Origin of the sequence: Tumebacillus amylolyticus (assembly GCF_016722965.1) — a bacterium.
In the GTDB taxonomy this organism is placed as follows: domain Bacteria; phylum Bacillota; class Bacilli; order Tumebacillales; family Tumebacillaceae; genus Tumebacillus; species Tumebacillus amylolyticus.
Map to the genome: position 1 here is coordinate 172,940 of NZ_JAEQNB010000006.1, position 24,148 is coordinate 197,087.

The window sequence follows — 24,148 nt, forward strand, 5'->3', positions numbered from 1 at the left end:
CATGAACGCAGTTCCAGCTCAACCGAAAAAGCCGTCCCGGCTTCGGGACGGCTTGCTGGACTTGACGTACTTCACGTACCATGAGGCGATGTCTTGTCTGTTCGCTGTCTGCATCTTCGGCTTGTTGGCTGTCTCGCACTCTGTTCACATCCCGGGACTGGGCCGCTATGATTTCCTGCTGCTCGGCTGTTTGGTCATGCAGATCATCATGTACAAAACAGGACTGGAGACCCGAGACGAGGTCAAAGTCATCGGCGTGTTCCATTTGCTCGGACTGGCGCTGGAACTCTACAAAGTCCACATGGGCTCTTGGGCGTATCCGGAGCCGGCTCTCACCAAGATCGCGGGCGTACCACTTTACAGCGGGTTCATGTACGCAAGTGTCGCGAGCTATGTCTGCCAAGCGTGGCGACGGTTGGACATGAATCTCGCAAATTACCCCAAGTGGTGGCTGGCTCTGCCGGTCGCGACGGCGGGGTACTTGAACTTTTTTACCCATCATTATATTGGGGACTACAGATGGTGGATTTTGGCGCTCGTGCTGATCGTCTTCTGGCGCACGCAGATCCTCTACACCGTGCGCGGGCGTGTGCGCAAGATGCCGCTCGTGCTCGGATTCTTTCTCGTGGGGCTGTTCGTTTACTTCGCGGAGAACATCGCAACTTTTTACGGCGCGTGGCAGTACCCCGACCAAGCGCACGGCTGGCACTTCGTTCATCCGGAGAAGATCTCGTCGTGGTTCATGCTGATCATCGTCGAGGGCATCCTCGTTGCGCAACTCAAGTTCGTCAAACAGAGTAGTAAGGAATAGGAGAGACTTGCTTTGTCATTACTGAATCTACTGAACGATCCGGTTTGGATGGCACTTGCCGCCAAGATCGAAGGAACCGTCGCCGACCAATTCCGCCATATCGAAGAGGTTGCGCTCTACAACCAAGCCAAAGTCCTGCAAGCGTTCCAAGAGGAGAAAGTCGCCGACTTCCACTTTGCTTCCTCGACGGGCTACGGTCACAACGACGCCGGTCGGGAGACGTTGGAAGTCGTCTACGCCAAAACGTTCGGTGCCGAGGCAGCGTTGGTGCGCCCGCACATCGTCTCCGGCACGCATGCGATCTCGCTGGCTCTCTATGGAGTTTTGCGCCCGGGCGACGAATTGCTCTACATCACGGGCAAGCCCTATGACACGTTGGAGGAAGTCATCGGCGTGCGCGGGGAAGAGGGCGAGGGGTCGCTGCGGGAGTTCGGCGTGTCGTTTGATTGCGTACCGCTCACCGAGCGCGGCAAAGTAAATTACGAAGAAGTCGCCCGCAAAATCAAACCGAACACCAAGATGATCGGCATTCAACGCTCGGCCGGATATTCGTGGCGTTCGTCGTTCCCCGTCGAAGAGATTGGAGAAATGGTGAAGTTCGTCAAGGAGATCAAGCCGGACGTCATCGTCTTCGTCGACAACTGCTACGGTGAATTTACGGAAAAAACGGAACCTACCGCAGTCGGTGCCGATCTCGTCGTCGGCTCTCTGATCAAAAACCCCGGCGGTGGCCTCGCGCCGTCCGGCGGCTATGTCGTGGGCCGTGCCGATCTCGTACACCGTGCCGCTTGCCGTCTGACCTCCCCCGGCATCGGGGCGGAGCAGGGCGCGATGCTCGGCACCAACCGAGCGTTGTTCCAAGGTTTCTTCCTCGCGCCGCACATCGTTGGGGAAGCGTTAAAAGGCGCGGTGTTTGCCTCCGCGCTTTTTGAAGAACTCGGTCTCGTCACTCATCCGTCCGCGAATGAAAGGCGCACCGACATCATCCAAGCGGTGCGTCTGGGCACTCGTGAACGTCTGATCGGGTTCTGCCAGTCGATCCAATCGGCGGCACCCGTGGATTCGCACGTCAATTTGGAGCCGTGGGCGATGCCGGGCTATGCGGACGAAGTGATCATGGCGGCCGGAGCGTTCATCCAAGGCTCGTCGATTGAGCTCTCGGCGGACGGCCCGATTCGCGAACCGTTCATCGGCTACATGCAAGGCGGCTTGACGTATCAACATACCAAGATCGCGGTTCTCTCCGCCGTCGCCAATTTGAAAGCGGCGGGGCACCTCTAGGCGAATTCTGCATAGAGTGGGAGGACACAGGGAAAAAGACCAAGGGGGAACTCGCCACTTGGTCTTTTTTTCAAAAAACTCATGTTAGATTAGCTCACATGCGTTGACAGGTATCTCTAACATGCATATAATGGGGATATCTTAGAGAGAGGCGCTGGTGAACATGAATGATGAAATTCGCCGCAACCTCGCCCTGTTTCCAATCGGCATCGTCCAGAAGCTGACCGACCTGACCGCTCGCCAGATTCGGTACTATGAGCAGCACATGCTCGTGTGCCCGGCGCGAACGGAAGGGAACCAACGACTGTTCTCGTTCAACGATGTAGAGCGGCTGCTGGAGATCAAGAGACTCATCGAGCAGGGTTTGAACATCGCGGGGATCAAGACGGTCTTGGGGACGGCGAAGACGTCGTCCGAACTGCTTCCACTCACCGAGAAGGAGCAGGCTAAGATGGTCAAGGAGGTCAAGAAGGACCTCTCAGACCGCGAACTTCGCGATCTGTTGAAAAAGGAAATTCTGCACAAGCCAGGACGTACCGGTGTCCACAGCAACACGTTCAACGCCGGCGACCTGTCGCGGTTTTTCCACTAATCACACATAGAACCACCGTCCTGCCATGAAACCTACAGAGGGACGGGGTCGAGGAGGAGCAGAAGACCATGAAACGCAATTTTACAGCTGAAGACATCAAACGTCTCGCGAAGGAAGAAAACGTACGCTATATCCGCCTGCAGTTCACCGACTTGCTGGGCGTTATCAAGAACGTTGAAATTCCGGTTTCTCAGCTCGACAAAGCTCTTGAGAACAAGATGATGTTCGACGGCTCCTCCATCGACGGTTTCGTTCGCATCGAGGAATCCGACATGTACCTCTACCCGGACCTCGCAACGTGGCTCGTCTTCCCGTGGGAAACTGAAAACGGTTGGAAAGTCGCTCGTCTGATCTGTGACATCTACATGCCGGACGGCACCCCGTTCCCGGGCGACCCGCGCGGCATCTTGAAAAAAGCAATGGAAGACGCTCGCGCACTGGGCTTCACCGATTTCAACGTAGGTCCGGAACCGGAGTTCTTCCTGTTCAAACTCGATGAGAAGGGCAACCCGACCACCGAAGTGAACGACCAAGGCGGATACTTCGACCTCGCACCGGTTGACCTCGGCGAAAACTGCCGCCGTGAGATCGTACTGACCCTCGAAGAAATGGGCTTTGAAATCGAAGCTTCTCACCATGAAGTTGCAGTCGGTCAGCATGAGATCGACTTCAAATACGAAGATGCCGTCACTTCGGCCGACAGCATCATGACTTTCAAACTGGTCGTCAAGACCATCGCTCGCAAGCACGGCCTGCACGCAACTTTCATGCCGAAACCGATCTTCGGCATCAACGGCTCCGGCATGCACTGCCACCAATCTCTGTTCAAAGGCAACGAGAACGCGTTCTACGATGAGTCCGACGAACTCGGCCTGTCCCAAACCGCGAAGCACTACCTGGCAGGGATTCTCGCACATGCTCGCGGCTTTGCAGCGATCACCAACCCGACCGTCAACTCCTACAAGCGTCTGGTACCGGGCTACGAAGCACCGTGCTACATCGCATGGTCTGCGAAAAACCGTTCCCCGCTCGTCCGCATCCCGGCTTCCCGCGGCATGGGTACCCGCATCGAAGTTCGTAACCCGGACCCGGCTTGCAACCCGTACCTCGCACTGGCTGCGATGCTCCAATCCGGCCTTGACGGTGTACGCCGCGAACTGCCGCTCCAAGATGCGGTCAACCGCAACATCTACGTCATGAACGAAGAAGAGCGCCTCGAGAACGGCATCCTCTCGCTGCCGGCGAACCTCAAAGAAGCGATCGACGAACTGATGGCTGACGAACTGCTCGTTGCTGCACTGGGCGAACACGTTGTTACCCACTTCGTTGAAATGAAGCAAATCGAATGGGATATGTTCCGCACCACCGTCCACGAGTGGGAGCGCAACCAATACCTGACCACCTACTAAGATTTTTTTGGAAAAAGAGAACCTCGTCCGCATGCGGGCGAGGTTCTTTTTTTTGACTGTTGGCAGGAATTTTCAGAAAGGTTGGAGAAAGTGTCGGGTAGTGGTATAGACCACTGCTGGATTTCAAACAAACGAACAGGGGAGGGGAAAACAATGGCAAGAGGAACGGGAATGCTGGCGATGGCAGCAATGGTATCCACACTCTTGTTCCCGAGCGGAGCCTTTGCAGGGGATGACAACAAGATCATGGACAGCATCGAGCATGCGTTTGTCGTGAGCGCCGTCGCAGATGGATCGGAGTATCACTACACGGTGATCGCAAACGGTCAAGCGAAGTCGTACTACACGAACAACAAATCCTTTGTGGCTCAAGCGGGGCAATATGTGTCTTTCAAAGCGAAGGACGACCGCATCGTGGACTTCCGTGGAGCGGCGGTAACCGCACCGTACTTCCATGAAAAAGTCATGGCGAAAACCACGACGACACACACGCTCGATTTGGAATTGCACGGGGCTTTGAGACTGGCGGATACGTATTCGGTGTTCCGTGTCGAGAACGGGCACGTCATTCCGCAGTCTTTTCAAGACATCGCGGTCGGGGCAGAGAATGTAAGCGTTTTCTATGATGAGCAAGGTCAAGGCGACCTCGTGCTTCTCGAAGGCAAGACTCCGGTCAACACGATGCGTGTCGGCATCAACAACAACGGATTTGCCTCGCTCGACCATGCGCGTCTGGACTTCACGTCTGCGGGCGGGCTGAAAGTGGAGGACAAAAAATCCCACTGGACCACCGACATCGCGGCAAGCACCGCCGTCGCACTGGTGCCGGGCGCAGATGGCACGCACGTATCGGTTGCGGGTCAAGACCTCTACGTCTCAACAAACCGTCTCTATGTGTACCCGGCGGTGGAGAGCACTCCGGTGCAGATCATGACGTTTAAGCGTGCGTACGGCTATCCGCTGTACCACGGCGACTTCGAGATCACGCCGTCGACGACGGCAGGCAAGTTGCAACTGATCAACGAAGTGCAGATCGAAGACTACCTGCGCCAAGTGGTGCCGTCCGAGATGCCGGCTTCGTTCGGTCTGGAAGCGCTCAAAGCACAGAGCGTGGCAGCACGTACGTACGCACTGGGCGACTATGAGAGCACCCGGTATGCAACGAAGGGCTTCCATGTAGACGACTCGACCCTGAGCCAAGTCTACAACAACAGTGCCGAGAATGATCTGACCTCGCAAGCGGTCAAGGAAACGAAGGGCTTGATCATGAAGAGCGGGGACGCACTGGTCGACGCTCGTTACTACTCCACGTCCGGTGGATACGGCGCGGCGAAGCACGAAGTCTGGGCGGACGGCAATGGTTCCTTCCCGGGCACGCCGCTTTCGTACCTGGATGCGAAAAGCTACGTGTACGATCCGGCTCAACCGGGTGAACTGCTCAACCTCAACACGCAGGATGAAGCGGCGCTCAACTCGTTCTACAAGAACTTGTCCTTGACCGGTTACGATTCCGAATCGTACTACTTCCGTTGGAAAGTCGGTTTCTCCAAAACCGAACTGCAAAACACGATCAACAGCAACCTCTCCGACCGTTACAAAGCGGATCCGAACGCGATCTTGACGCTGGACGCAAACGGTCAATACGTCTCCAAGCCGATTCCGGCGGGCGGCGTCGGCACCGTGAACAACCTCTACGTTGCGAAGCGAGGCACCGGCGGCAACATGATGGAATTGGTCATCGAAGGGAGCACGGGCACGTACAAAATCGTGAAAGAGTACAACATTCGCTTCACGATTCGCCCGAACAAAGCGTACACCGGCGGCGCGGACGTCTTGCTCTCCCGTGCCAAGGGCGGCTCTTCGGCGTACGACCCGGCGTTCGTCTTGAAAAACTACACGATTCTCCCGTCGGCGTTTGCTACGTTTGACATTGCTCGCGATGCGGACGGCAACCTCACCACCGTCACGTTCTACGGCGGCGGCAACGGACACGGCGTCGGCATGAGCCAATACGGGGCTTCGAGCCTCGGCGCGCAAGGTTGGTCGTACGACCGAATTCTGAATGCGTACTACAGCGGGATGGAATTGGTGAACGTGTACGAGATGTAAGTTCGAAGAGAGAAACCACAGGGGCACGTACCTGTGGTTTTTTTTCTGGAACATCACAGGGGGGAACACATTGAAGCAAACGACGAAACTCGGGCTGGGAGTCCTCGTATTGGCAGGGGTGGTCGGGAGTACGGCCTGTTCAAGTTCGACGGAGCAGAAGCAGACCGCGCCTGCGCCAAGTACGTCCTCGTTCGCCGTGCGCGGCGTGATCGAGGGCTTTTATGGAAAGCCGTGGTCGCAAGAACAGCGGCTCGACATGCTGTCGTTTCTCGGGCAGCATCATATGAACACCTATGTCTACGCTCCGAAGGACGATCCGTACCAACGCCTGAAGTGGGGAGACCTCTATCCCGCAGAAGATGCGGCGCGTATGAAAGCCCTCGCGAAACAAGCGGAGAGCAGCGGCGTCAAATTCGTGTACTCGATTTCACCTGGCTTACCGGCTCCACTGCCGGGGGAGATGTCCACACCCGCGATGGAACAAGCGGCCATCACCTGTTCGTCACAAGCCGACCGTGAGAAATTGGCGGCAAAAGTTGAGCAATTGCGCGGGCTGGGCGTCCATACGATCATGCTGTCGTTCGACGATGTGCAGGAGAAGTTGAAAAGCGCCGACCTGAGCGTATACGACGGGGACCTCGCCAAAGCGCATGCGGAGTTGGCGAATTGGCTTTTGCAAACGGAACAGGCGCGCGACCCGCAGTTCAAGTTGTGGTTTGCTCCGACCACCTACTACGGTCTGAAGGACAATCCGTACTGGCAGACCCTGCGCACCGCCCTTCACGAGCAAGTTCAAGTGATTTGGACAGGGGAGAAAATTCTCTCGCCGCGCATCACCTCGTCACAAGCGGACGAGGTCACCCGTTTGTTGGGACGCAAGCCGTTGGTCTGGGACAACTACCCCGTCAACGACTTCACCTACTCGATTCAGAAAAAACCACAGCTCTTCCTCGGTCCCGTCGAAGGCCGTGACACCGACCTCGACCGACATACGGCGGGGTGGCTCGCCAACCCCATGCTGCAATCGGAAGCGTCCAAGATCGCCCTCGCGACCCTCGGCGATTACCTCGACCACCCGACGACCTACAATCCGGATACAGCATGGCTTGCCGCGATCCAGGCACTGCCGGGTGTTTCAGACCCTGATCCGTTGATGACATTCAGTTCCTACGCCCGCAAAAGCCCCGTACACAGCGCAAGCAACCCCGAGTTCGGAAAAAAAGTCGCCGCCTATCAAGCGAATGACGCCGACTCCTTACCGTTGCGTACGGAATTGGATCATCTCCGCGATCTCCCGAAAAAAATAACGGAGACGGTCAACAATCAAGAACTGCTCACCGAAATCGAGCCATGGCTGAAAAAACTTGCTTCAGAAGCAGAAGCCGGGCTGCTCGCGCTGGACCTCGCCCAAAAAGCGCCGACCGACCCGCAGCGGAACGACCTGCGCCAACAACTGGCGACCAAACTCCGCACGCTGGCAGACGATCCGAACACAATCGCTCCCGAAATCATCGACTTCGCGAAATCTCTCGAAAAATAACCTTACACAGCAGGATATAAGAAGCATAGTCAGAATATATAGTGGTATAGACCTCTATAACTTAGGTGAAGCAGATGCTGAACAAACACATCCCAATACCGCTCTACTATCAATTAAAAGAAAAACTATCCGCAGCCATCCTGTCGGGTGAATTGCCGCCGGGGGCCTTGTTGCCGTCGGAGCGCGAACTGTCCGACCATTACTCCATCTCACGCATGACCGTGCGCCAAGCGCTCGGGGAGATGGTCAAAGAGGGTCTGCTCGTCCGCGAGCAGGGCAAGGGGACATTTGTCGCGGAGCCGAAGTTCAACCAAGGGTTGCTCAAGCTGACGTCGTTCAGCGAAGACATGCGCAACCGTGGCTTGAAGCCCGACTCGAAGATTCTCGCCATCTACGTGCAGGACGCAACTCCCGCCGTAGCGGCTGAACTTCGTCTCGAGGCAGTCGGCATCAACCAGCAGGTGATCGTGTTTGAGCGTGTGCGCCTCGCAGACAACAAGCCGATGGCGTACGAGATCTCACATCTGCCGTTGCACCGCTTCCCGGAGTTGGAGCAGGAGTCTTTGCACTCCACTTCGCTCTACAACCTCTTGGAGGAGAAATACGGCTTGGTGATCCGCTACGCCCGCCAAACCATGGAAGTCGGGTTGTCCCGTCCGGCAGAGTCTGACATTCTCGGCATTCCGGCCGGTTCGGCGGTGCTCAAGATCGAACGCACCACGTTTGACGCGGACGACGAGCCGATTGAGTACGTGAAGTCGGTGTACCGTGGCGACCGCTACAAGCTCTACGCCGAATTGCATCGCTAGGAGGTGAGGCGAATGCGCATCTACATCGGCATCGACGGCGGCGGAACGAAGACACGGTCAGTCGCCGTCACGGAACAGGGTACAATCCTCGCAGATCTGACCACGCCGGGCTCCAACGTGAATCATCACGGTTGGGCCGGGGTGGAGGAGTCGCTTTTTGTACTGTTTAACCTTTTGCGAACGCACGTTCCTCTTGGCGCGCAAGTCGCTTCGCTCTGTCTCGGTTTTGCCGGGATCGATCGCGAATCGGATCGTGTGCGAATGGAGGAGTGGGCGGCGACACATTGGCCAACTGCAAACGTGCGTGTCGTCCATGATGCCCGCATCGCATTGGAAGCGGGACTGCCTGTGGACGCAGAGCTGGGCGTCGGCATCGTACTGATTGCCGGTACCGGCTCTGTCGCGTACGGGCGCAACGAGGCGGGAGAAGAGACCCGCGTCGGCGGATGGGGTTACTTGCTTGGCGATGAAGGCAGTGGCTACGACCTCGGCCGCCGAGCGATCACCTCCGTTCTGCGCGCCTATGACGGACGCGACCCGCAGACGGCGCTGACGGAGCTCGTGCTGAACGCCTATGGCGTGCAGGAGCCAACCGATTTGCTTCCCCTCGTCTACGGGGAAACGTCTTCGCGGGGGCACGTGGCACAGTCTGCTCGTTTGGTGTTCGACGCGGCAACCGCCGGAGATCTTGTGGCACAAGCTCTGGTGGAGGGAGCCGCAGATGAACTTGCGGCGCTCGTCGTCGCGCTTTTGCAAAAAATGAACGTTACGGCTCGACGCTTGACCGTCGTGTTGGCGGGGGGTCTTTTTTCAACAGGCAGTCCGTTGATTGGGCTGTTTGAAGCCCGCTTGCCCGACACGGTGGACGTGCGTCCGGGACAGCCTCCCGTATTTGGTGCCCTTCGATTGGCACAGGAGGGGCGTTAGGAACGAAAGGAGCGTCTCACAGCGTGGAATCGATCGCAAAATTAGCTACAGAACAAACCAACGCGCAGTCGGACACTTTGGATCAAATGAATGCGCTGGAGATCGTGATGTTGATGAACCGCGAGGACCGCACGGTCGCAGATTCTGTGAGTGCCGCTTTGCCGCGCATCGCAGAGGCGGTAGATCGAATCGTCGAACGGCTTCGGCGCGGGGGACGCTTGCTCTACATAGGAGCGGGAACCAGCGGACGTCTTGGTGTATTGGATGCATCGGAGTGCCCGCCGACGTTTGGCATTGAAGCGGACGTGGTCGTCGGTGTCGTCGCAGGCGGACTTGACGCTTTGGTGGAAGCACAGGAGGGGGCTGAAGACGATGCAGATGCCGGGGCTTATGACCTGCGCAAACATGCCTTGGGCGCCCATGACATCGTCGTCGGACTCAGTGCCAGCGGGCGCACGCCTTATGTGGCGGGTGCGCTGAACTTCGCCAAGAGCGTGGGGGCCGGAACGGTAGCCTTGTCCTGCAACGAAGGAGCGGAGATCAGTGGCAATGCTGATGTCGCCATCGAAGTGGCAACCGGCCCTGAAGTGCTGATGGGCTCCACGCGTCTGAAAGCCGGCACCGCACAGAAAATGGTGCTGAACATGATCTCGACCGCCGTTATGGTACGGCTTGGCAAAGCGTATGGCAACATGATGATCGACGTGAAGCCGACCAACATCAAGTTGGTGGACCGCGCGTGTCGCATGTTGATGAATGCGACAGGTGTGGATCACGCAACAGCGGAAACCGCTTTGACATCGGCAGGTCGTCGTGCGAAAGTCGCGTTGGTGATGCTGAAAACAGGCTGTGACGTGGCAGAAGCAGAACGTCGGTTGGAGGTAGCGAACGGGTTCGCTCGACTCGCTATCGAGGAGGGAACTCATGCCGAGTAACTCTGACCTCTCCCAACTCAGCGTTGCGCAACAGGTTGGCCAGACGATGATGTTCGGGTTTCACGGCTCCGAACCGTCGCCGGAGATCGAACATTTGATTCGTGAGCATCACATCGGCGGCGTCATCCTGTTCGCTCGAAACGTCGGTCGTCCTCAAGACGTGCTGCGCTTGAACACCGCCTTGCAAAAAATAGCCTACGACGCCGGACACACGCATCCGCTCCTCATCTCTGTCGATCAGGAAAATGGCATCGTGCGCCGCCTTGGGGCGGGCACGACGCTTTTTCCCGGCAACATGGCGCTGGGTGCGGCAGGTCGTTCGGCTTGGGCGCATGATGTGGCGCACGCCACAGGACGTGAACTGCGGGCGCTCGGGTTCAACTTCAACCTCGCGCCGGTGCTCGATGTCAACAACAACCCGCGCAACCCGGTCATCGGAGTTCGTGCTTATGGGGAAGACCCCCGGCAAGTGTCGGAATTTGGTGTTGAGGCGATTCGGGGACTCCAAGCGGCCGGGCTGGCTGCTTGCGGGAAACACTTCCCCGGACATGGCGACACATCGCTTGACTCGCACTTGACTTTGCCGTTGATTCCACACGATCGGGCTCGACTTCATGCCGTGGAGCTGCCTCCGTTCCTGAAAGCGATTTCAGCCGGAGTGGATGCGATCATGATCGCGCATGTGGTCTTTCCTGAGTTTGAGCCGGACGACACGCCTGCAACGCTTTCGCATCGTGTCATTACAGGACTTTTGCGGGAGGAAATGGGCTTTGACGGCGTCATTACGACCGATTGCATGGAGATGCACGCCATCGCCAAGACCATCGGCACGGTGGAAGGCACGTACCGTGCGTTTCTCGCCGGTGTCGATCTCTCGTTCATCTCGCACACCCACGATTGGCAAAGAGGCGCTGTCGAGCGTTTCCTGCGCGGGGTAGAAGAAGGCGAGTTGACAAAGGAGCGGTTGGAAGCGTCCGTACAGCGCGTACTCTCCTTGAAGGAGAAATACACGAGCTGGGATGATTGGTTGCCGCTGTTCGAGAAGTTGGAGCAGGGGGAGTTGACTCCCGATTCTGTCGTCGGTTGTGCAGAGCACCGCCAACTGGCACGCGACGTGTACGAAGCTGCGGTGACGTTGACCTCGACTCGACCCGGAGCTTTGCCGCTTCAATTGAAAGCGGAGGACCGAGTGGCGGTAGTCTACTTGCGAAACGTTTCGCTCTCGCCCGTTGAAGATGACCGTTATCTGATCAACCCGCTGGCGACGGCCATCGAGCGTCAACATTCGAATGTCGTACGCATCGAACTGTCGAACCCGCCGACAGCGGAGGAGATCGCGGAGGCGGTCAAGACGGCGTCCACCTGTCAGGCAGTCGTGGTCGGAACGTTGAACGCTCATCTCTCGGAAGGTCAGGTTGAGCTGTTGCGCCATCTGCGCGACTTGCCGATTCCTCGCTTGGTCGTCTCGATGCGGACCCCGTATGACAGTACCGTCTGCGAGGGGTTTGATGCGCACATCGCAGTTTACGAATTCACGCCCGAGGGAATCGACGTGGCAGCCGAAGCGATTTTCGGCAAACGCCAATTGATGGGACGACTGCCGATTTCCTTAGAGGTCTCGCGATGATCACATGCATTGGACTGATGTCGGGCACCTCAGTAGACGGTGTGGATGTCGCGATCACCACGATCTCAGGGGAACCGCCGCATGTGCAAGTGCGACTCGATCATTTCGAGACGGTGCCGTTCTCCGCAGAAGTTCGTGCGCGGATCTTCCGATTGTTTGAGCCGAGTGTAACGGCAGCGGAAGTCTCGCAGATGAACTTTTTGCTCGGTCATGTGTTTGCAGACGCGGTTCTGCAAGTCGTGGAACGAGCCGGAGTAGACATAACAAATATTATGTTTATTGCGTCGCATGGTCAAACCGTCTATCACCACCCCGTTGCCGAGGAGATCGCGGGCTACGCGGTGACGTCCACGCTCCAGATCGGGGAGGCTTCTGTGATCGCTGAAAAAACGGGCCGACCCGTCGTCGCCGATTTCCGCGTGCGGGACATGGCGGCGGGCGGGCAGGGAGCTCCCTTGGTGCCGTTTGTGGATGCGTTGTTGTTTGCAGCCCCTGATCGCGGGCGCATCCTCGCCAACATCGGCGGGATTGCCAATCTGACCGTCTTGCCGCGCGGTGCATCGTCCGAACATTCCGTCGCGTTCGATACGGGACCCGGCAACATGCTTGTCGATGGCTTGGTCAACCGCTTCACCGAGGGCCGTCAGCGCTATGACGAGGACGGACGGCTGGCGCAGGGAGGTCAAGTGTTGGAAGACTTCTTGGCTCCTTGGTTGCAGATGCCCTTTTTCCAACAGGCACCTCCGAAGTCGACCGGACGTGAACTCTTCGGCGAGCAGATGGTCGACGCTTGGTGGCGAGATGCCCAAGCGGGGGGCTTCCGTGCAGAGGACGTAATCGCCACGGCGACCGCCTTCACCGTGCGGACGTTTGCTCGTGCCATCCGTGAGTTTATCTTGCCGCACCATGTCATGGACGAGTTGATCGTCGGTGGGGGCGGCTCTTACAACCCGGTGATGCTCGACGGCCTTCGCCGAGAGCTGCCGCAGTTGAACGTGTTGACCCAGAACGAAGCGACCGGCATCCCAAGCGATGCCAAAGAAGCGGTCGCCTTTGCCGTACTCGGCTATGAAACCTACCATCGCAGACCGGGCAATCTGCCGTCAGCCACCGGTGCCAAGCGCCCGGTCGTGCTCGGCAAGATCACTTGGGACTGAACTTACATCGAGGAGGAAGTTTGAAGATGAACTACACGAAATACTCCAAGGCTTTTGCAGTGCTCGCTACGGCAACCCTGCTCACCGTCGCTGTGACCGGTTGCAGCAAAGACTCCGCAAGCACCACCAAGCAAGAAACCGCCAACTGGACCGGCAAGATCACGATCTGGGACGGCCCGCGTTGGGAAGAGGCCGGCAACAAATACGCGTGGATCGAATCGCAGAAGAAAGCGTTCGAAACATCGCATCCGGGTGTCACCGTTGAGATCGTACAAGTGCCGTGGGCAGAATTGAACGACAAGCTCGGCGTCTCTATCGCAGGTAAAGCATGGCCGGACCTCGCGCCGGTCGACATCTCCGGCAACGGCGTCAACGCAGCGTTCTTGAAGCAAAAAGTGTTGGAGCCGATCGACGAGTACGTAACGGCCGATGACAAAAAAGACTTCCTCCCGAACGCGCTCGATGCATACACCCAAGACGGCAAGCTCTACGGTCTGCCGGGCGGGATGACCGTTCACGGCATGTTGCTGAACCTCGACATCTTCAAGGAACGCAACGTCGAGCCGCCGAAAGACGGCAAATGGACATGGGATGAATTCGTCGACGACATGAAGAAACTTACCTATGACAAAGACGGCGACGGCAAAGTGGATGTCTACGGTCTCTCCACCTACGTCAAAAACGGATACTACGAATCTTGGCCGTTCCTCTACATGGACGGCGGCCGCCCGGTGTCCGACGACTTGAAGACGTTCACTTTCGATTCCAAAGAAGCAACCGGCGCGATGAAAAAGCTCGCCGATCTGAAAACCATCCCGGTCGCACCGAAGGAAATGGGTTCCGGCGACGTCGGCGGAACTTGGAAAGCGTTCTCTGCACAGAAAAACGTCGCAGTTGAACCGTGGGCGACTTGGGCGATCCAAGCGGCTCAAAAAGCCAACATGAAAAACTTCATGGTGGCCGCGTACCCGACGGGCTCCGGCAAGCCGGTTACGATCGGCGGCGTCGGCGGTTGGATGATGTTCCACCAAGACGATGCAGGCAAGAAAAAAGTCATCGCCGACCTCATGAAGCAACTGACCTCGACCGAACAGCAAGTCGTTACGGCGAAAAACTACAGTGTCTTCCCGTCCCGCAAGTCGGCGGCCGACCAAAACCCGTTTGCCGACAACCCGCAAATGCAACAAGCGCAAAAACTCACCGAAACTGCGGTGATGATGCCGAAACAAGCTGATTGGAAGAAGATCGACGAAGCGATCCAGTCCCAGCTTCAACTGGTTCTCAACGGGGAGAAATCTCCGGAGGATGCCATGAAGGAAGCGAAAAAGACAGCCGACGAACTGCTCTCGAAATAGGGAGGTACAACTGTGAGTTCCCCGCAAGCAACTGAAGAGTTAACAAAGACCCAACTCGATGCAAAAGCGACCCCTCCGGCCATCCGCCGGAAGTCGCTTTTGCGCGAGATGTGGAAACAACGAGCCGCTTATCTGTTCCTGTTACCGAAAGGAATTTTGTTCACAGCCTTTGTCCTCATCCCGGTAATCTGGGCGTTCGTGCTTGCGTTCCAAGAGTACGGCGTGTTCGGCAGCGAGTGGGTCGGGTTCAAAAACTTCAAGTCTGTCGCAGACAGCGAGGCATTCCGAACCGCACTGTGGAACACCTTGAAGTACACGGTGGTCACCGTACCGCTGCAAGTGTTGATCGCCTTGGTGTTGGCGACCTTGATCTCCCCGCTCGGGCGTCGGGCGCAGAGCTTTTTCCGCGGGGCGTTCTACCTGCCGACGGTCACCTCGATGGTTATTATCGCGATGGTCTGGCGGTGGGTGTACAACTACCGCTATGGATTGTTCAACTATGTGCTCGGCTTCCTCGGAGTTCCTGCCCAAGACTGGCTCAACCAGTCCAACACGGCACTCTGGGCGCTGATCATCATGAGCGTGCTGATCCCGCCGGGCGTGGGCGTCATCATGTACTTGGCGGCGATGGACTCCATTCCGGACTCCTTGTATGAAGCGGCCAAGATCGACGGTGCAAGCGAAGTACAACGCTGGTGGCGAATTACGGTGCCGCTGCTCAAACCGACGACGCTGTATCTGACCATGTTGTCCCTGATTGGTTCCTTCCAAGTGTTCACGCAGATTCTGCTCATGACGGGCGGAGGCCCGGGACATGCCACAGAGACGTTGGTGTCGTTGATTTACAAGACGGCGTTCCGCGATCTGGAGTTTGGACTGGCTTCTGCACAAGCGATTGTGCTGTTCGTGATCACGTTGATCTTCGGCATCGCCCAATACTGGCTGATGTACCGCAAAGCGGAAGACTAGGAGGGGGAGCGACATGCAGATCAAACATTCACCTATGAAATGGCTGACGTACTTCGTGCTCTTCGTCTGGGCGATCATCTCCTTGCTTCCGCTGTATTGGGTGTTCTCCACGGCGTTGCAATTGCCGAACTACGTGGAAGCCGATCCACCGAAGCTCATCCCGATGGGGATCGTGGAGTTTTTCACGCATCCGGAGAACCGCAGTCTGATCCTCCATGACACGTTTGCCGGGTTCCAGCAATTGTTCCAAAGCACCAACATCTGGCGGTGGTTCTTCAACTCCGCGTACATCGCCGTCGTGGTGACGGTGGGGATTCTCGTGCTCGACACGATGGCTGGTTATGCACTGGCGAAAAAGGAATTCCCCGGTCGCAAGCTGTTTTTCTGGTTGATCGTCGGGACGATGATGATTCCCGGTCAGATCACGCTGGTTCCGCTGTTTATCATGGTTCAGAACTTGGGTCTGATGAACACGCACTGGGCGCTGATCTTGCCCGACCTCAGCATGGTGTTTGGCGTGTTCCTCATGCGCCAATACATGCTCTCGATTCCGTCTGATCTGCTCGAAGCCGCCAAGATCGACGGCGCCTCGGAGTGGAAAACGTTCTGGACGATCGTCGTGCCGCTTGCCAAACCGGCGCTGGCGACGCTTGGCATCTTCACCTTCATGAATGTCTGGAACTCGTTCCTCTGGCCGATCATCGTGCTCAACGATGCGGACCTCTACACGCTGCCGGTCGGATTGAAGACGTTGCAAGACCAGAACCTGGCGATCTTCAAGCTGCTGATGAGCGGCGCGGCAGTGGCGGCCGTTCCGATGATCGTCGTGTTCGTCGCGTTCCAACGTCACTTCATCAAGGGCTTGACACTGGGCGGCGTGAAGGAATGAGATCGCGCGTTCTCGATGTGGTGGAGCAAGGCTTGGCAGACAGTCTCTTCGCAGGAGCCGTCGTACATGTCAGCCGCGTAACCTCAGAAGGTTGCGAGGTTCTCGTGGAGGCGGCTCGCGGATATGCCGAGGTCACTCCACGGCGGAGGCCGATGACGGTCGATGCCGTTTTTGACATCGCGTCGTTGACCAAGGTCATCGCGACGCTTCCTGCCGTGTTGCGCTCCGTGCAAGAGGGGCGGTTGGAAGTAGACCGCCCGGTGTTGCCGGGGCACGGAATATCTGTACATCATCTGCTCACCCACACCTCGGGGCTTCCAGCATGGAAGCCCTTCTATTTATGGAGGCAGGGGAAAGCGGACTATCGCACGCGGATCGAGGCCGAGACTTTGGTGTACGAACCAGGGACTCGGGCCCTCTACTCCGATCTCGGCATGATCTTGCTCGGCTTCGTGTTGGAGGACATCTGGCAGAAACCGCTCGAGGATATCGCTCGCGAACAAGCGTTTGGAGTTCTGGGAATGGTAGACACAGGCTATCATCCAGCGGGAAAAAATGTCGTTGCCACTGAAGTGGGGAACGCCATCGAACGGACGATGTGCCGAGACTATGCGACAGACGCGGAGATCGAACGGTTCCCATGGCGGGCACAGACGATTTGCGGAGCGGTGAACGATGGCAATTGCCACTATGGACTGAGCGGAGTCAGCGGTCACGCCGGGTTGTTCTCAACGGTGGCGGACGTGGCCCGTTACGCGCAAATGTGGGCGGCAGGCGGGCGAGGGTTCCTCACGCCGGAGCTTGTGCAGTTGGCAACGACAAATCACACGGCAGGTTTGGGGCTGTCGAGAGGACTTGGCTGGGAGATGGGTGTCTGGGCAGGTGAGACATTTTTGCCGCATGTTTTCGGTCATACAGGGTTTACGGGTACGGCTGTCTGGGTAGATCCGGTGTCGGGTCTGGTGGTTGTCTCGTTGACCAATCGCTTGCATCCAACTCCGTCCGATCTCGCGGTTTGGCGGCGGAACCTGCATGCAGCCGTTTTTTCTGAGGAGGACTATTAATGAAGAAACACATCTTGCAAGGCCGAGCGCTGATCGAAGGGAAGTTCCACGACGATCAAGTGCTGGTCTGCGAAGACGGACGATTCACGTATGTCGGGCCGCTGCGTGACGGAGACGTGCCGGATGCCGTGTATGAGACGGGGATTCTCGTGCCGGGGTATCTGGACTTGCATGTGCATGGGGTGCATGGGTCGGACGTGATGGATGGAAGTTTGGAGGCTTTGGAGACGATCTCGCGAGGCTTGGCGACGTATGGCGTCACCGGGTTTCTCGCGACGACTTTGACCGGGGACTTGGAGCATCTCCTCAGCGTGCTCCGCACGTGTGCAGAATTTGCTCGTCGTGAACCGGTTGGGGCATCCTTGCTCGGGGTTCACTTGGAAGGGCCGTGGATCAACCTGCGTTACAAAGGCGCGCAAAACGAATCGCATGTCATTCGCCCGTTGTTGCGCGATGCACAGCGGCTGGTGGAAGCGGGGCAGGGGTTGCTGAAACTGGTGACTCTTGCGCCTGAACATCCGGAGGCGGCTGAGGTGATTGCGTACCTGAGCGAACAAGGCGTGCGGGTCTCCGTAGGACACTCCGATGCGACGTTCGATGAAGTAACAAGTGCGATGGCACACGGACTCCAACATGTGACGCACTGCTGCAATGCGATGCGCGGCTTGCATCATCGCGAGCCCGGCGTGGTCGGGGCCGCTCTGTACCATGATGACTTGACGACAGAGTTGATTGCGGACGGGGTACACGTGCATCCGGCGGTGATGAACATTCTCTACAAAGTCAAAGGACAAGAACGTCTCGTGCTGGTCAGTGACGGCATGCGTGCCGTCGGGATGGCGGACGGTGAATATGACCTTGGCGGACAGAATGTGTACATGGTCGGAGGTGAAGCCCGCTTGGTGGACGGAACATTGGCGGGCAGCACGTTGACACTCGATCGTGCGGTGCGCAACATGGTTGAACTCGGGCACGCTCCGCTGGAGAAAGCTGTGGCGATGGCTTCCACCACGCCTGCGGCGGTCCTTGGTTTGCAAGGGCGCAAAGGGGCACTCGCAGTTGGATACGACGCGGACTTTGTGTGGCTGGATGAGGCACGGCAAGCTCGAGCGACGTACATCGCAGGAGAACTTCGGGCGTAAAGAATAGCATCAGAAAAGGGGATTGTACGAGGTGTAGAGGAGAGGAACGCACCTCGGGAAAAGAACGGCCCTGTCGGCAAAGGCGACAGGGTCGTTTTTTCACGTATAGAGGGTAGTCGGGCGTAGGATGTGCTTAGTCGATGTGGCGGAAGATGCCGACGACTTTGCCCAAGATGGTGACGTTGTTGTAGCGCATCGGTTGAAGCGAGGGGTTCTCCGGTTGGAGGCGGATGTGATCGGCTTCCTTATAGAAGCGTTTGACGGTCGCTTCATCGTCTTCGGTCATTGCGACGACGATTTCACCGTTGTTTGCCGTCGCCTGTTGACGGACGATCACGAGGTCGCCGTCGAAGATCCCGGCGTCGATCATCGAATCTCCCGAGACATTCAGCAGGAACACGGACGAATCGCCGACGAACGAAGTCGGCAGCGGGAAGTAGTCCTCAACGTTCTCAATCGCAGTGATCGGCTGACCCGCTGTGACTTTCCCGATGATCGGAGCCATGACGGTCGAGTATTCGAAACGGCCGCTCTCTGTGTCTGCTTCCAGATCGAGCACTTCAATCGCGCGCGGTTTGGTGGGGTCGCGGCGGATCAGGCCTTTCTGCTCCAGACGAGCCAGATGTCCGTGTACAGTAGAACTCGAAGCCAAGCCGACCGCTTCGCCGATCTCCCGGACAGACGGCGGATATCCCTTGGCCCGCACTTCGTTCTTGATGAAATCCATGATTTCCTGTTGACGCTTAGACAGCTTCAGCATTGGCAGAACAACTCCTCATATCCAGTCGTGATGTATATCAATGGGAAAATATGTTCGATGTTAGTTTATAGCAGAAATTATACCACACACTGGTACTAGATACAAACATGAGTTCTTGTTTTTTCTTGACAAGAACAGATAGACGTCATTATGATAGAAACAGAACATATGTTCTTGTTCTTGGACGGCTTTCACATCGACCATCGCCTGCATAGGATAGTGTCGACAGAACACCAAGAACGGGGGTACGGATGATGGAGGGAACACGGGTCACCTTTGTCGTCGTCAAGGCAGGAGAGACATTGGATGATCTTGCAGCGCGCTATGGATGTACGGCGGAGGAGTTGCGCCGGCTCAACCCCGGAATGCAAGGGTTCGCGCAGGGCGACGTCGTGAAAGTCATGACGAGAGCGTGGGACCCTCGAGAACCGAAAGCCGGTCAGCAGTTTGTGCTGGGCTTTCATGCAGGGCCGATGGGCGTGAGTTTACCGGGCAGCCAGAACTCGTTTCATCAGCATGCCGGGCTCTTGTCGGCGATTGCGCCGTATTGGTTTGATCTGAACCTCGGCGCTGCCGGACAAATCAAGTCTCGCGTGACACCGGCGACGATCCGAACGTTGATCGGAGATGCACACGGGCGGGGTGTGAAGGTCTTGGCGTCCCTTCACAACACCGAAAAGCGGCCCGGAGCGTCGCGCACGCAGGTCTTGCACAGTGCCATCACGGCCAACCGGGCGATTTTGATCCGAAACATCCTGCACACGGTCGAAGAGTATGGTTTTGATGGTGTGAACCTCGACTTTGAACGTTTGAAACCGGGGGATACGGCGAATTACACGTCCTTCGTTCGCGAGTTGGCGGCACGTCTGCATGAGCAGGGGAAACTTCTCGTCGTCTGTGTGTTGGGCGATGCGCATCACCAGCCGTTTTCGATGGACTTCGACTATCCGGGTTTGGCGACGAGCGTCGACTATCTCGGGATTATGACCTACGACGAGCACAAAGCCAACCAAGGCACACCCGGCCCGGTCGCATCGATTCCCTGGGTGGAGCGTACGGTGCGGTTGGCGATCGACACGGGTGTCCCGTCTCGCAAGATCTTGTTAGGCATCGCGGCGTACGGCTATGACTGGACGGACAATCGTCCGGGCGCGCGGGCCCTGTCTTTTGAAGCGGTGCAACGTCTGCGCCGTCAACACAACGCGACCGCTCAGTTTCATCCCTCGTACCGCGTGCCGCATTTCGACTATACAGACGGGCGTGGGGAACTGCATCATGTCTGGTATGAGGACGCTCGCAGTCTGTCGCTGAAGCTCGACCTCGTGCGCAGGTTTCACCTTGGCGGTATCCTGCACTGGCGACTTGGATTGGAGGACCCGGCGTCATGGGGTCCGATCCGCGCGAAGTTGTCTCCCATTCAAAAGTAAATTCACGTACGTGGAACGGAGATCAAGAGGAGGTGGGGGTCATATCCACGACGCAGTTGCACTACGTGATCGTACGGGAGGGTGACACACTGTCATCTATCGCAAATCGTTATCGAACGACGACGGCGACCATCGCCCGGCTGAATCAGCTGTCCTTGGACACGGTGCTGACCCCCGGCCGAATCTTGCAAGTGCCAAAGCCCAAAGCTGTGGCCGAGCCGCCTGTGAAAGCGTCCCCAGTTCAACGGCCACGCATCCCGCGCTTTGCGTTTGCCGCCTATACAGCGGCAGAGGGTGTCTATCCCGGAAGTGAGCGGGCTTTGGTCAAGACCGGGGCAGACGGTTTGAGCGGAATCTTCCCACTTTGGTTCCAAGTCGCGCCGGATGAACCGTGGCGGTTGCAGTCTTACGCGGGAGAAGCACAGATTGAATCGGTGTTGCGCACAGCTCGTGAGCGCGGGGTGCAGGTGATCGCGACGCTGACCAACCTCTACTATCCTTCCGATGTCAATGCCCGACAGACCATTCACCAAGCGATGACCGTCTATCGAAAACACTTGCTGGAAGCGGTCGAGTACACGTATGCACGATATGGGCTGGATGGCATCTGGCTCGATTGGGTCGACGTGGAGGAGAGCGATCGGGAGCACTTGGCGGAGTGGGTGGAGGAGTTGGCCGGACTCTGCCGGCTGCGCGGGTGGACATTGGTCGTCAACGTACCGATGATGCCGACAACGCACGGCGTGCCCCATACCGGAGCGTACGATTTGTTGCGAATCGGGCGAGCGGCCGACTTGGTGGCGTTGCTGCTGAACACAGAGCATCGCTTGCAGACAGGGCCAGGGCCGCTCTGTTCACTTCCCTGGGCGGAGACCGGGGTGCGCCATGCGTTGGCGTCAGGCGTTCCAGCGAATAAAATTTTGCTTGGCATCGCCGGATACGCCTACGATTGGAAGGAGAACAGCACAGTCCCTGAATACCTTTCCTTCGAGGGCGCGATGAACCGCGCTCGCCAATATCGGGTCCACGTGAAGTTCGATCCGGTTAGTCAAACGCCGATGTACGTCTATCAAGACAGCCAAGGTGTGGACCATCAAGTGTGGTTCGAGAACACCTCAAGTCTTTCGCAGAAGGTCACGATCCTCAATCGCTATGGGTTGGCGGGACTTTCTCTTTGGCGGCTCGGTATGGAGGACCCCAGCTTATGGCCGTTGCTGCGGTATCGGTGGGGAGAGATCAAGAAAGGGAGTTCTCGTTTCCGTAACATATATTATGGAAACTAAAAAGCCATGTCGAGGATTCCGGCATGGCTTGCTTTCCCGTCACGTTGTGGACGAGGTCTATCCAGTTACTTTCACAAGCGGCCAGATCAGGGCCATGATGGAGTCGACGTAGTGGAGGATCGGAGGAGAGAGGGGATCGTCAATCGGCAAGTTCAGCCGGTCCAGCATCGTGTTTTTCTCAAATTCTGCCCCTGCCTGTCGCAGGGGCCACGGAACATGGTGAATGTCACCGCGATAGAGGTGTCCTCCATGCATCGTGTACAAGCAATAGCGCTCCGTCAACCAATGGTCCAACGTGCCCGGTTCCGCATAGTAGACCTCCGAGGTCGGACGATACGCGGCGACAAATTCCCCTGCAGGCGCGTTGCTGTGGATGCGTTGACTTTGATATTCAATGGTGTCTCGTCTCTGTATGGAGGACATTTGAGCATGAAAATAAGGCAGAGAGAACATTCCGCGAGCGACAGAGACCGCCAAGAGATTCGAGGCATCCAAGCTGAAAAAATAGACACCTGGCTTGCCGTCACGGGTGACGTAGGCGCGAACATTGAGTTCCGGAAACTTATTCGTATACGGAATCTGAGGGAAAAATCGAGCGCGGATGTCACTCATGTCAAAGGGAACAACGCCTATGTACGTCACTCCATTGTAGGTATCGACTTCTAGTTCCTTCGGGATGTGTTCACGTATGGCGGACACCGGAATTGGCCAATGCGCGAACAACAGGCGGTTCCACGTCTGTGTCATTACCCATAGTTTGGTAGGGATTGGGTACGGTCGATGCTCAACTTGGTGAGTGATCTTCATCGCTGAGTTCCCTCCTTAGGGAGCAGATAGGGGACATAACATTATTATAGACAACCTAGATCGTGACTTGGTTGATGTACCCGCCGGCGCTCTCGCTGAGTTCGCGAATGTCATGGAGATAACGTTCTGTCGTGCGCAAACTTTCATGGCCCATCTGACGTTGCACCTGCAGCAACGGGGCTTCCGCTTCCAGTGCGAACGTTGCGCAGGTATGTCGCAGAACGTGCGGTGAGATCATTCGAGAGAGACCGGCCGAGCGCGAGAGGCGATACATCATATCGCGAACTCCGTTCTGACGATAGCGTGTGAAGCGACGAGTGATCACCAACGGTGTGCGATCGCCCGGATCGAGATTCGGGTTCTTGCCGCAAGAGCGGCGGAAGTTTTGCAAGAGCTCCCACACATCGGGACGGATCAGCACCGGGCGGTCTTTGTCCCCCTTGCCTCGGACCATCCACCCGATATTGCCCCGCATGTCTTCATAGAGATCGCACCAGTTTGCCTGACAAAGTTCTTCAACACGAACTCCGGTTGTCATCAGCAAGACGACGATTACATAGGAGCGTTCATTTCCTTTCGACGCTTCCAGCAACTTCTGCGCTTCGGTTACCGCGAGCGACCGCTTATGAGTAGCTCGATTCGGGACTCGAGGAGCTGCAATGAGAATCGCCGGGTTTCGATGGATATACCCAAGACGGTGGGCGAAGAGGAATAGGGACTTCATGATGATAATCATCCGTTGCTGGGTGGCAGGAGCATAATGTTCCAAGGTATTAAAGTAGGTCACGAGCTGTACATATGTAACGTTGGCGAGTGGAGTGCCGTCGATGAAATTCAAAAAGGTTTGGAGATCACGATGATAGGCCTTGACCGTCATCTTGGACCACTTTTTCGGACGCGGGCGATTCAGAAAGAGGGCAATCAAATGCTCATCATTCATGATCCCCATTTCATTTGCAAGAGAAGGAACACCTGTTCCCATCGTCATAGGGAGCTGATTGTTGGAATCCATCGTCATAACTACCAAACTCCTTTCAAAAGAGCTCAATACTATGATTATAGCGATAATAACCAGTTATCGCTATAGTATTGCATGAAAGACCTTCGATTATTTTCGGTCGTTAGGGAAGCGATCCCAACCTCTCACCTCGTCGCCATTTTATGTGAACTAACTTGCATTTCCTTCTGAAAAACGACCTTCTATATTCCCTTTTAAGGCCCTTCTCTTCTCCTTCGAATACCATTACACCATTAT

At 56.9% G+C, this 24,148-nt stretch carries 21 protein-coding genes; 18 read left to right on the forward strand and 3 right to left on the reverse strand.

The features are described from left to right. Position 1 precedes the first annotated feature (1 nt). From JJB07_RS18555 to nagA, 16 genes are all read left to right on the forward strand, one after another. A complete protein-coding gene (locus tag JJB07_RS18555) occupies positions 2–811 on the forward strand; it encodes a DUF817 domain-containing protein (RefSeq protein WP_201637708.1) in 810 nt (269 codons plus the stop codon). Positions 812–859: 48 nt separating this feature from the next. After that, positions 860–2,092 carry a methionine gamma-lyase family protein gene (locus JJB07_RS18560; RefSeq protein WP_201637709.1) on the forward strand — a complete coding sequence of 411 codons (1,233 nt, stop codon included), beginning with the start codon at positions 860–862 and terminating at the stop codon, positions 2,090–2,092. Between the two features lie 163 nt (positions 2,093–2,255). Next, positions 2,256–2,684, forward strand: a complete 429-nt coding sequence (locus tag JJB07_RS18565) for a MerR family transcriptional regulator (RefSeq protein WP_201637568.1) — start codon at positions 2,256–2,258, stop codon at positions 2,682–2,684. A gap of 68 nt (positions 2,685–2,752) precedes the next feature. Further along, entirely contained in the window at positions 2,753–4,093 is a 1,341-nt protein-coding gene (gene glnA / locus JJB07_RS18570; protein ID WP_201637569.1) for a type I glutamate--ammonia ligase, read from the forward strand. Between the two features lie 153 nt (positions 4,094–4,246). Further along, positions 4,247–6,202 carry a SpoIID/LytB domain-containing protein gene (locus JJB07_RS18575; RefSeq protein ID WP_201637570.1) on the forward strand — a complete coding sequence of 652 codons (1,956 nt, stop codon included), beginning with the start codon at positions 4,247–4,249 and terminating at the stop codon, positions 6,200–6,202. Positions 6,203–6,272: 70 nt separating this feature from the next. Further along, the gene (locus tag JJB07_RS18580) at positions 6,273–7,742 is read left to right on the forward strand and encodes a protein O-GlcNAcase (RefSeq protein WP_201637571.1); all 1,470 of its coding nucleotides are present in this window, start codon (positions 6,273–6,275) and stop codon (positions 7,740–7,742) included. Positions 7,743–7,816: 74 nt separating this feature from the next. Then, positions 7,817–8,551: a GntR family transcriptional regulator gene (locus JJB07_RS18585; RefSeq protein ID WP_201637572.1), complete on the forward strand. Its 735-nt coding sequence runs from the start codon at positions 7,817–7,819 to the stop codon at positions 8,549–8,551. Positions 8,552–8,563: 12 nt separating this feature from the next. Continuing rightward, positions 8,564–9,478 carry an N-acetylglucosamine kinase gene (locus JJB07_RS18590; RefSeq protein ID WP_201637573.1) on the forward strand — a complete coding sequence of 305 codons (915 nt, stop codon included), beginning with the start codon at positions 8,564–8,566 and terminating at the stop codon, positions 9,476–9,478. 23 nt (positions 9,479–9,501) lie between these two features. Further along, positions 9,502–10,413 carry an N-acetylmuramic acid 6-phosphate etherase gene (gene murQ / locus JJB07_RS18595; RefSeq protein WP_201637574.1) on the forward strand — a complete coding sequence of 304 codons (912 nt, stop codon included), beginning with the start codon at positions 9,502–9,504 and terminating at the stop codon, positions 10,411–10,413. Continuing rightward, positions 10,403–12,040, forward strand: coding sequence for a beta-N-acetylhexosaminidase (gene nagZ, locus JJB07_RS18600; protein ID WP_201637575.1), 1,638 nt, complete (start codon positions 10,403–10,405; stop codon positions 12,038–12,040). Before murQ ends, nagZ begins: the two co-directional genes overlap by 11 nt. After that, a complete protein-coding gene (locus tag JJB07_RS18605; protein WP_201637576.1) occupies positions 12,037–13,197 on the forward strand; it encodes an anhydro-N-acetylmuramic acid kinase in 1,161 nt (386 codons plus the stop codon). The genes nagZ and JJB07_RS18605 overlap by 4 nt, the downstream gene beginning before the upstream one ends. A 26-nt stretch (positions 13,198–13,223) precedes the next feature. Beyond that, the gene (locus JJB07_RS18610) at positions 13,224–14,552 is read left to right on the forward strand and encodes a sugar ABC transporter substrate-binding protein (protein ID WP_201637577.1); all 1,329 of its coding nucleotides are present in this window, start codon (positions 13,224–13,226) and stop codon (positions 14,550–14,552) included. Between the two features lie 12 nt (positions 14,553–14,564). Next, positions 14,565–15,521 (forward strand): carbohydrate ABC transporter permease, encoded by a 957-nt coding sequence (locus JJB07_RS18615; RefSeq protein WP_347338370.1) that lies wholly within the window; start codon positions 14,565–14,567, stop codon positions 15,519–15,521. A 13-nt stretch (positions 15,522–15,534) separates the two neighbouring features. After that, positions 15,535–16,410, forward strand: a complete 876-nt coding sequence (locus tag JJB07_RS18620; protein ID WP_201637578.1) for a carbohydrate ABC transporter permease — start codon at positions 15,535–15,537, stop codon at positions 16,408–16,410. Beyond that, on the forward strand, positions 16,407–17,474 hold the full coding sequence (locus JJB07_RS18625) for a serine hydrolase domain-containing protein (RefSeq protein ID WP_201637579.1): 1,068 nt from the start codon (positions 16,407–16,409) through the stop codon (positions 17,472–17,474). The genes JJB07_RS18620 and JJB07_RS18625 overlap by 4 nt, the downstream gene beginning before the upstream one ends. After that, entirely contained in the window at positions 17,474–18,616 is a 1,143-nt protein-coding gene (nagA, locus tag JJB07_RS18630; RefSeq protein ID WP_201637580.1) for an N-acetylglucosamine-6-phosphate deacetylase, read from the forward strand. Before JJB07_RS18625 ends, nagA begins: the two co-directional genes overlap by 1 nt. Before the next feature lie 133 nt (positions 18,617–18,749). Here the strand turns inward: nagA and lexA are convergent, their stop codons facing one another. Next, the gene (lexA, locus tag JJB07_RS18635; protein WP_201637581.1) at positions 18,750–19,376 is read right to left on the reverse strand and encodes a transcriptional repressor LexA; all 627 of its coding nucleotides are present in this window, start codon (positions 19,374–19,376) and stop codon (positions 18,750–18,752) included. A gap of 251 nt (positions 19,377–19,627) precedes the next feature. Here lexA and JJB07_RS18640 point away from each other — a divergent pair, with 251 nt between their 5' ends. Continuing rightward, positions 19,628–20,803: a LysM peptidoglycan-binding domain-containing protein gene (locus JJB07_RS18640; protein WP_201637582.1), complete on the forward strand. Its 1,176-nt coding sequence runs from the start codon at positions 19,628–19,630 to the stop codon at positions 20,801–20,803. A 32-nt stretch (positions 20,804–20,835) separates the two neighbouring features. Further along, positions 20,836–22,086, forward strand: coding sequence for a glycosyl hydrolase family 18 protein (locus JJB07_RS18645; RefSeq protein WP_201637583.1), 1,251 nt, complete (start codon positions 20,836–20,838; stop codon positions 22,084–22,086). A gap of 57 nt (positions 22,087–22,143) precedes the next feature. On the opposite strand, the gene JJB07_RS18650 is transcribed toward JJB07_RS18645, so the two are convergent. Both JJB07_RS18650 and JJB07_RS18655 read right to left on the reverse strand, forming a co-directional pair. Further along, positions 22,144–22,893 (reverse strand): YqjF family protein, encoded by a 750-nt coding sequence (locus JJB07_RS18650; RefSeq protein WP_201637584.1) that lies wholly within the window; start codon positions 22,891–22,893, stop codon positions 22,144–22,146. Positions 22,894–22,948: 55 nt separating this feature from the next. Continuing rightward, positions 22,949–23,911 (reverse strand): tyrosine-type recombinase/integrase, encoded by a 963-nt coding sequence (locus JJB07_RS18655; RefSeq protein ID WP_201637585.1) that lies wholly within the window; start codon positions 23,909–23,911, stop codon positions 22,949–22,951. Positions 23,912–24,148: the final 237 nt, after the last annotated feature.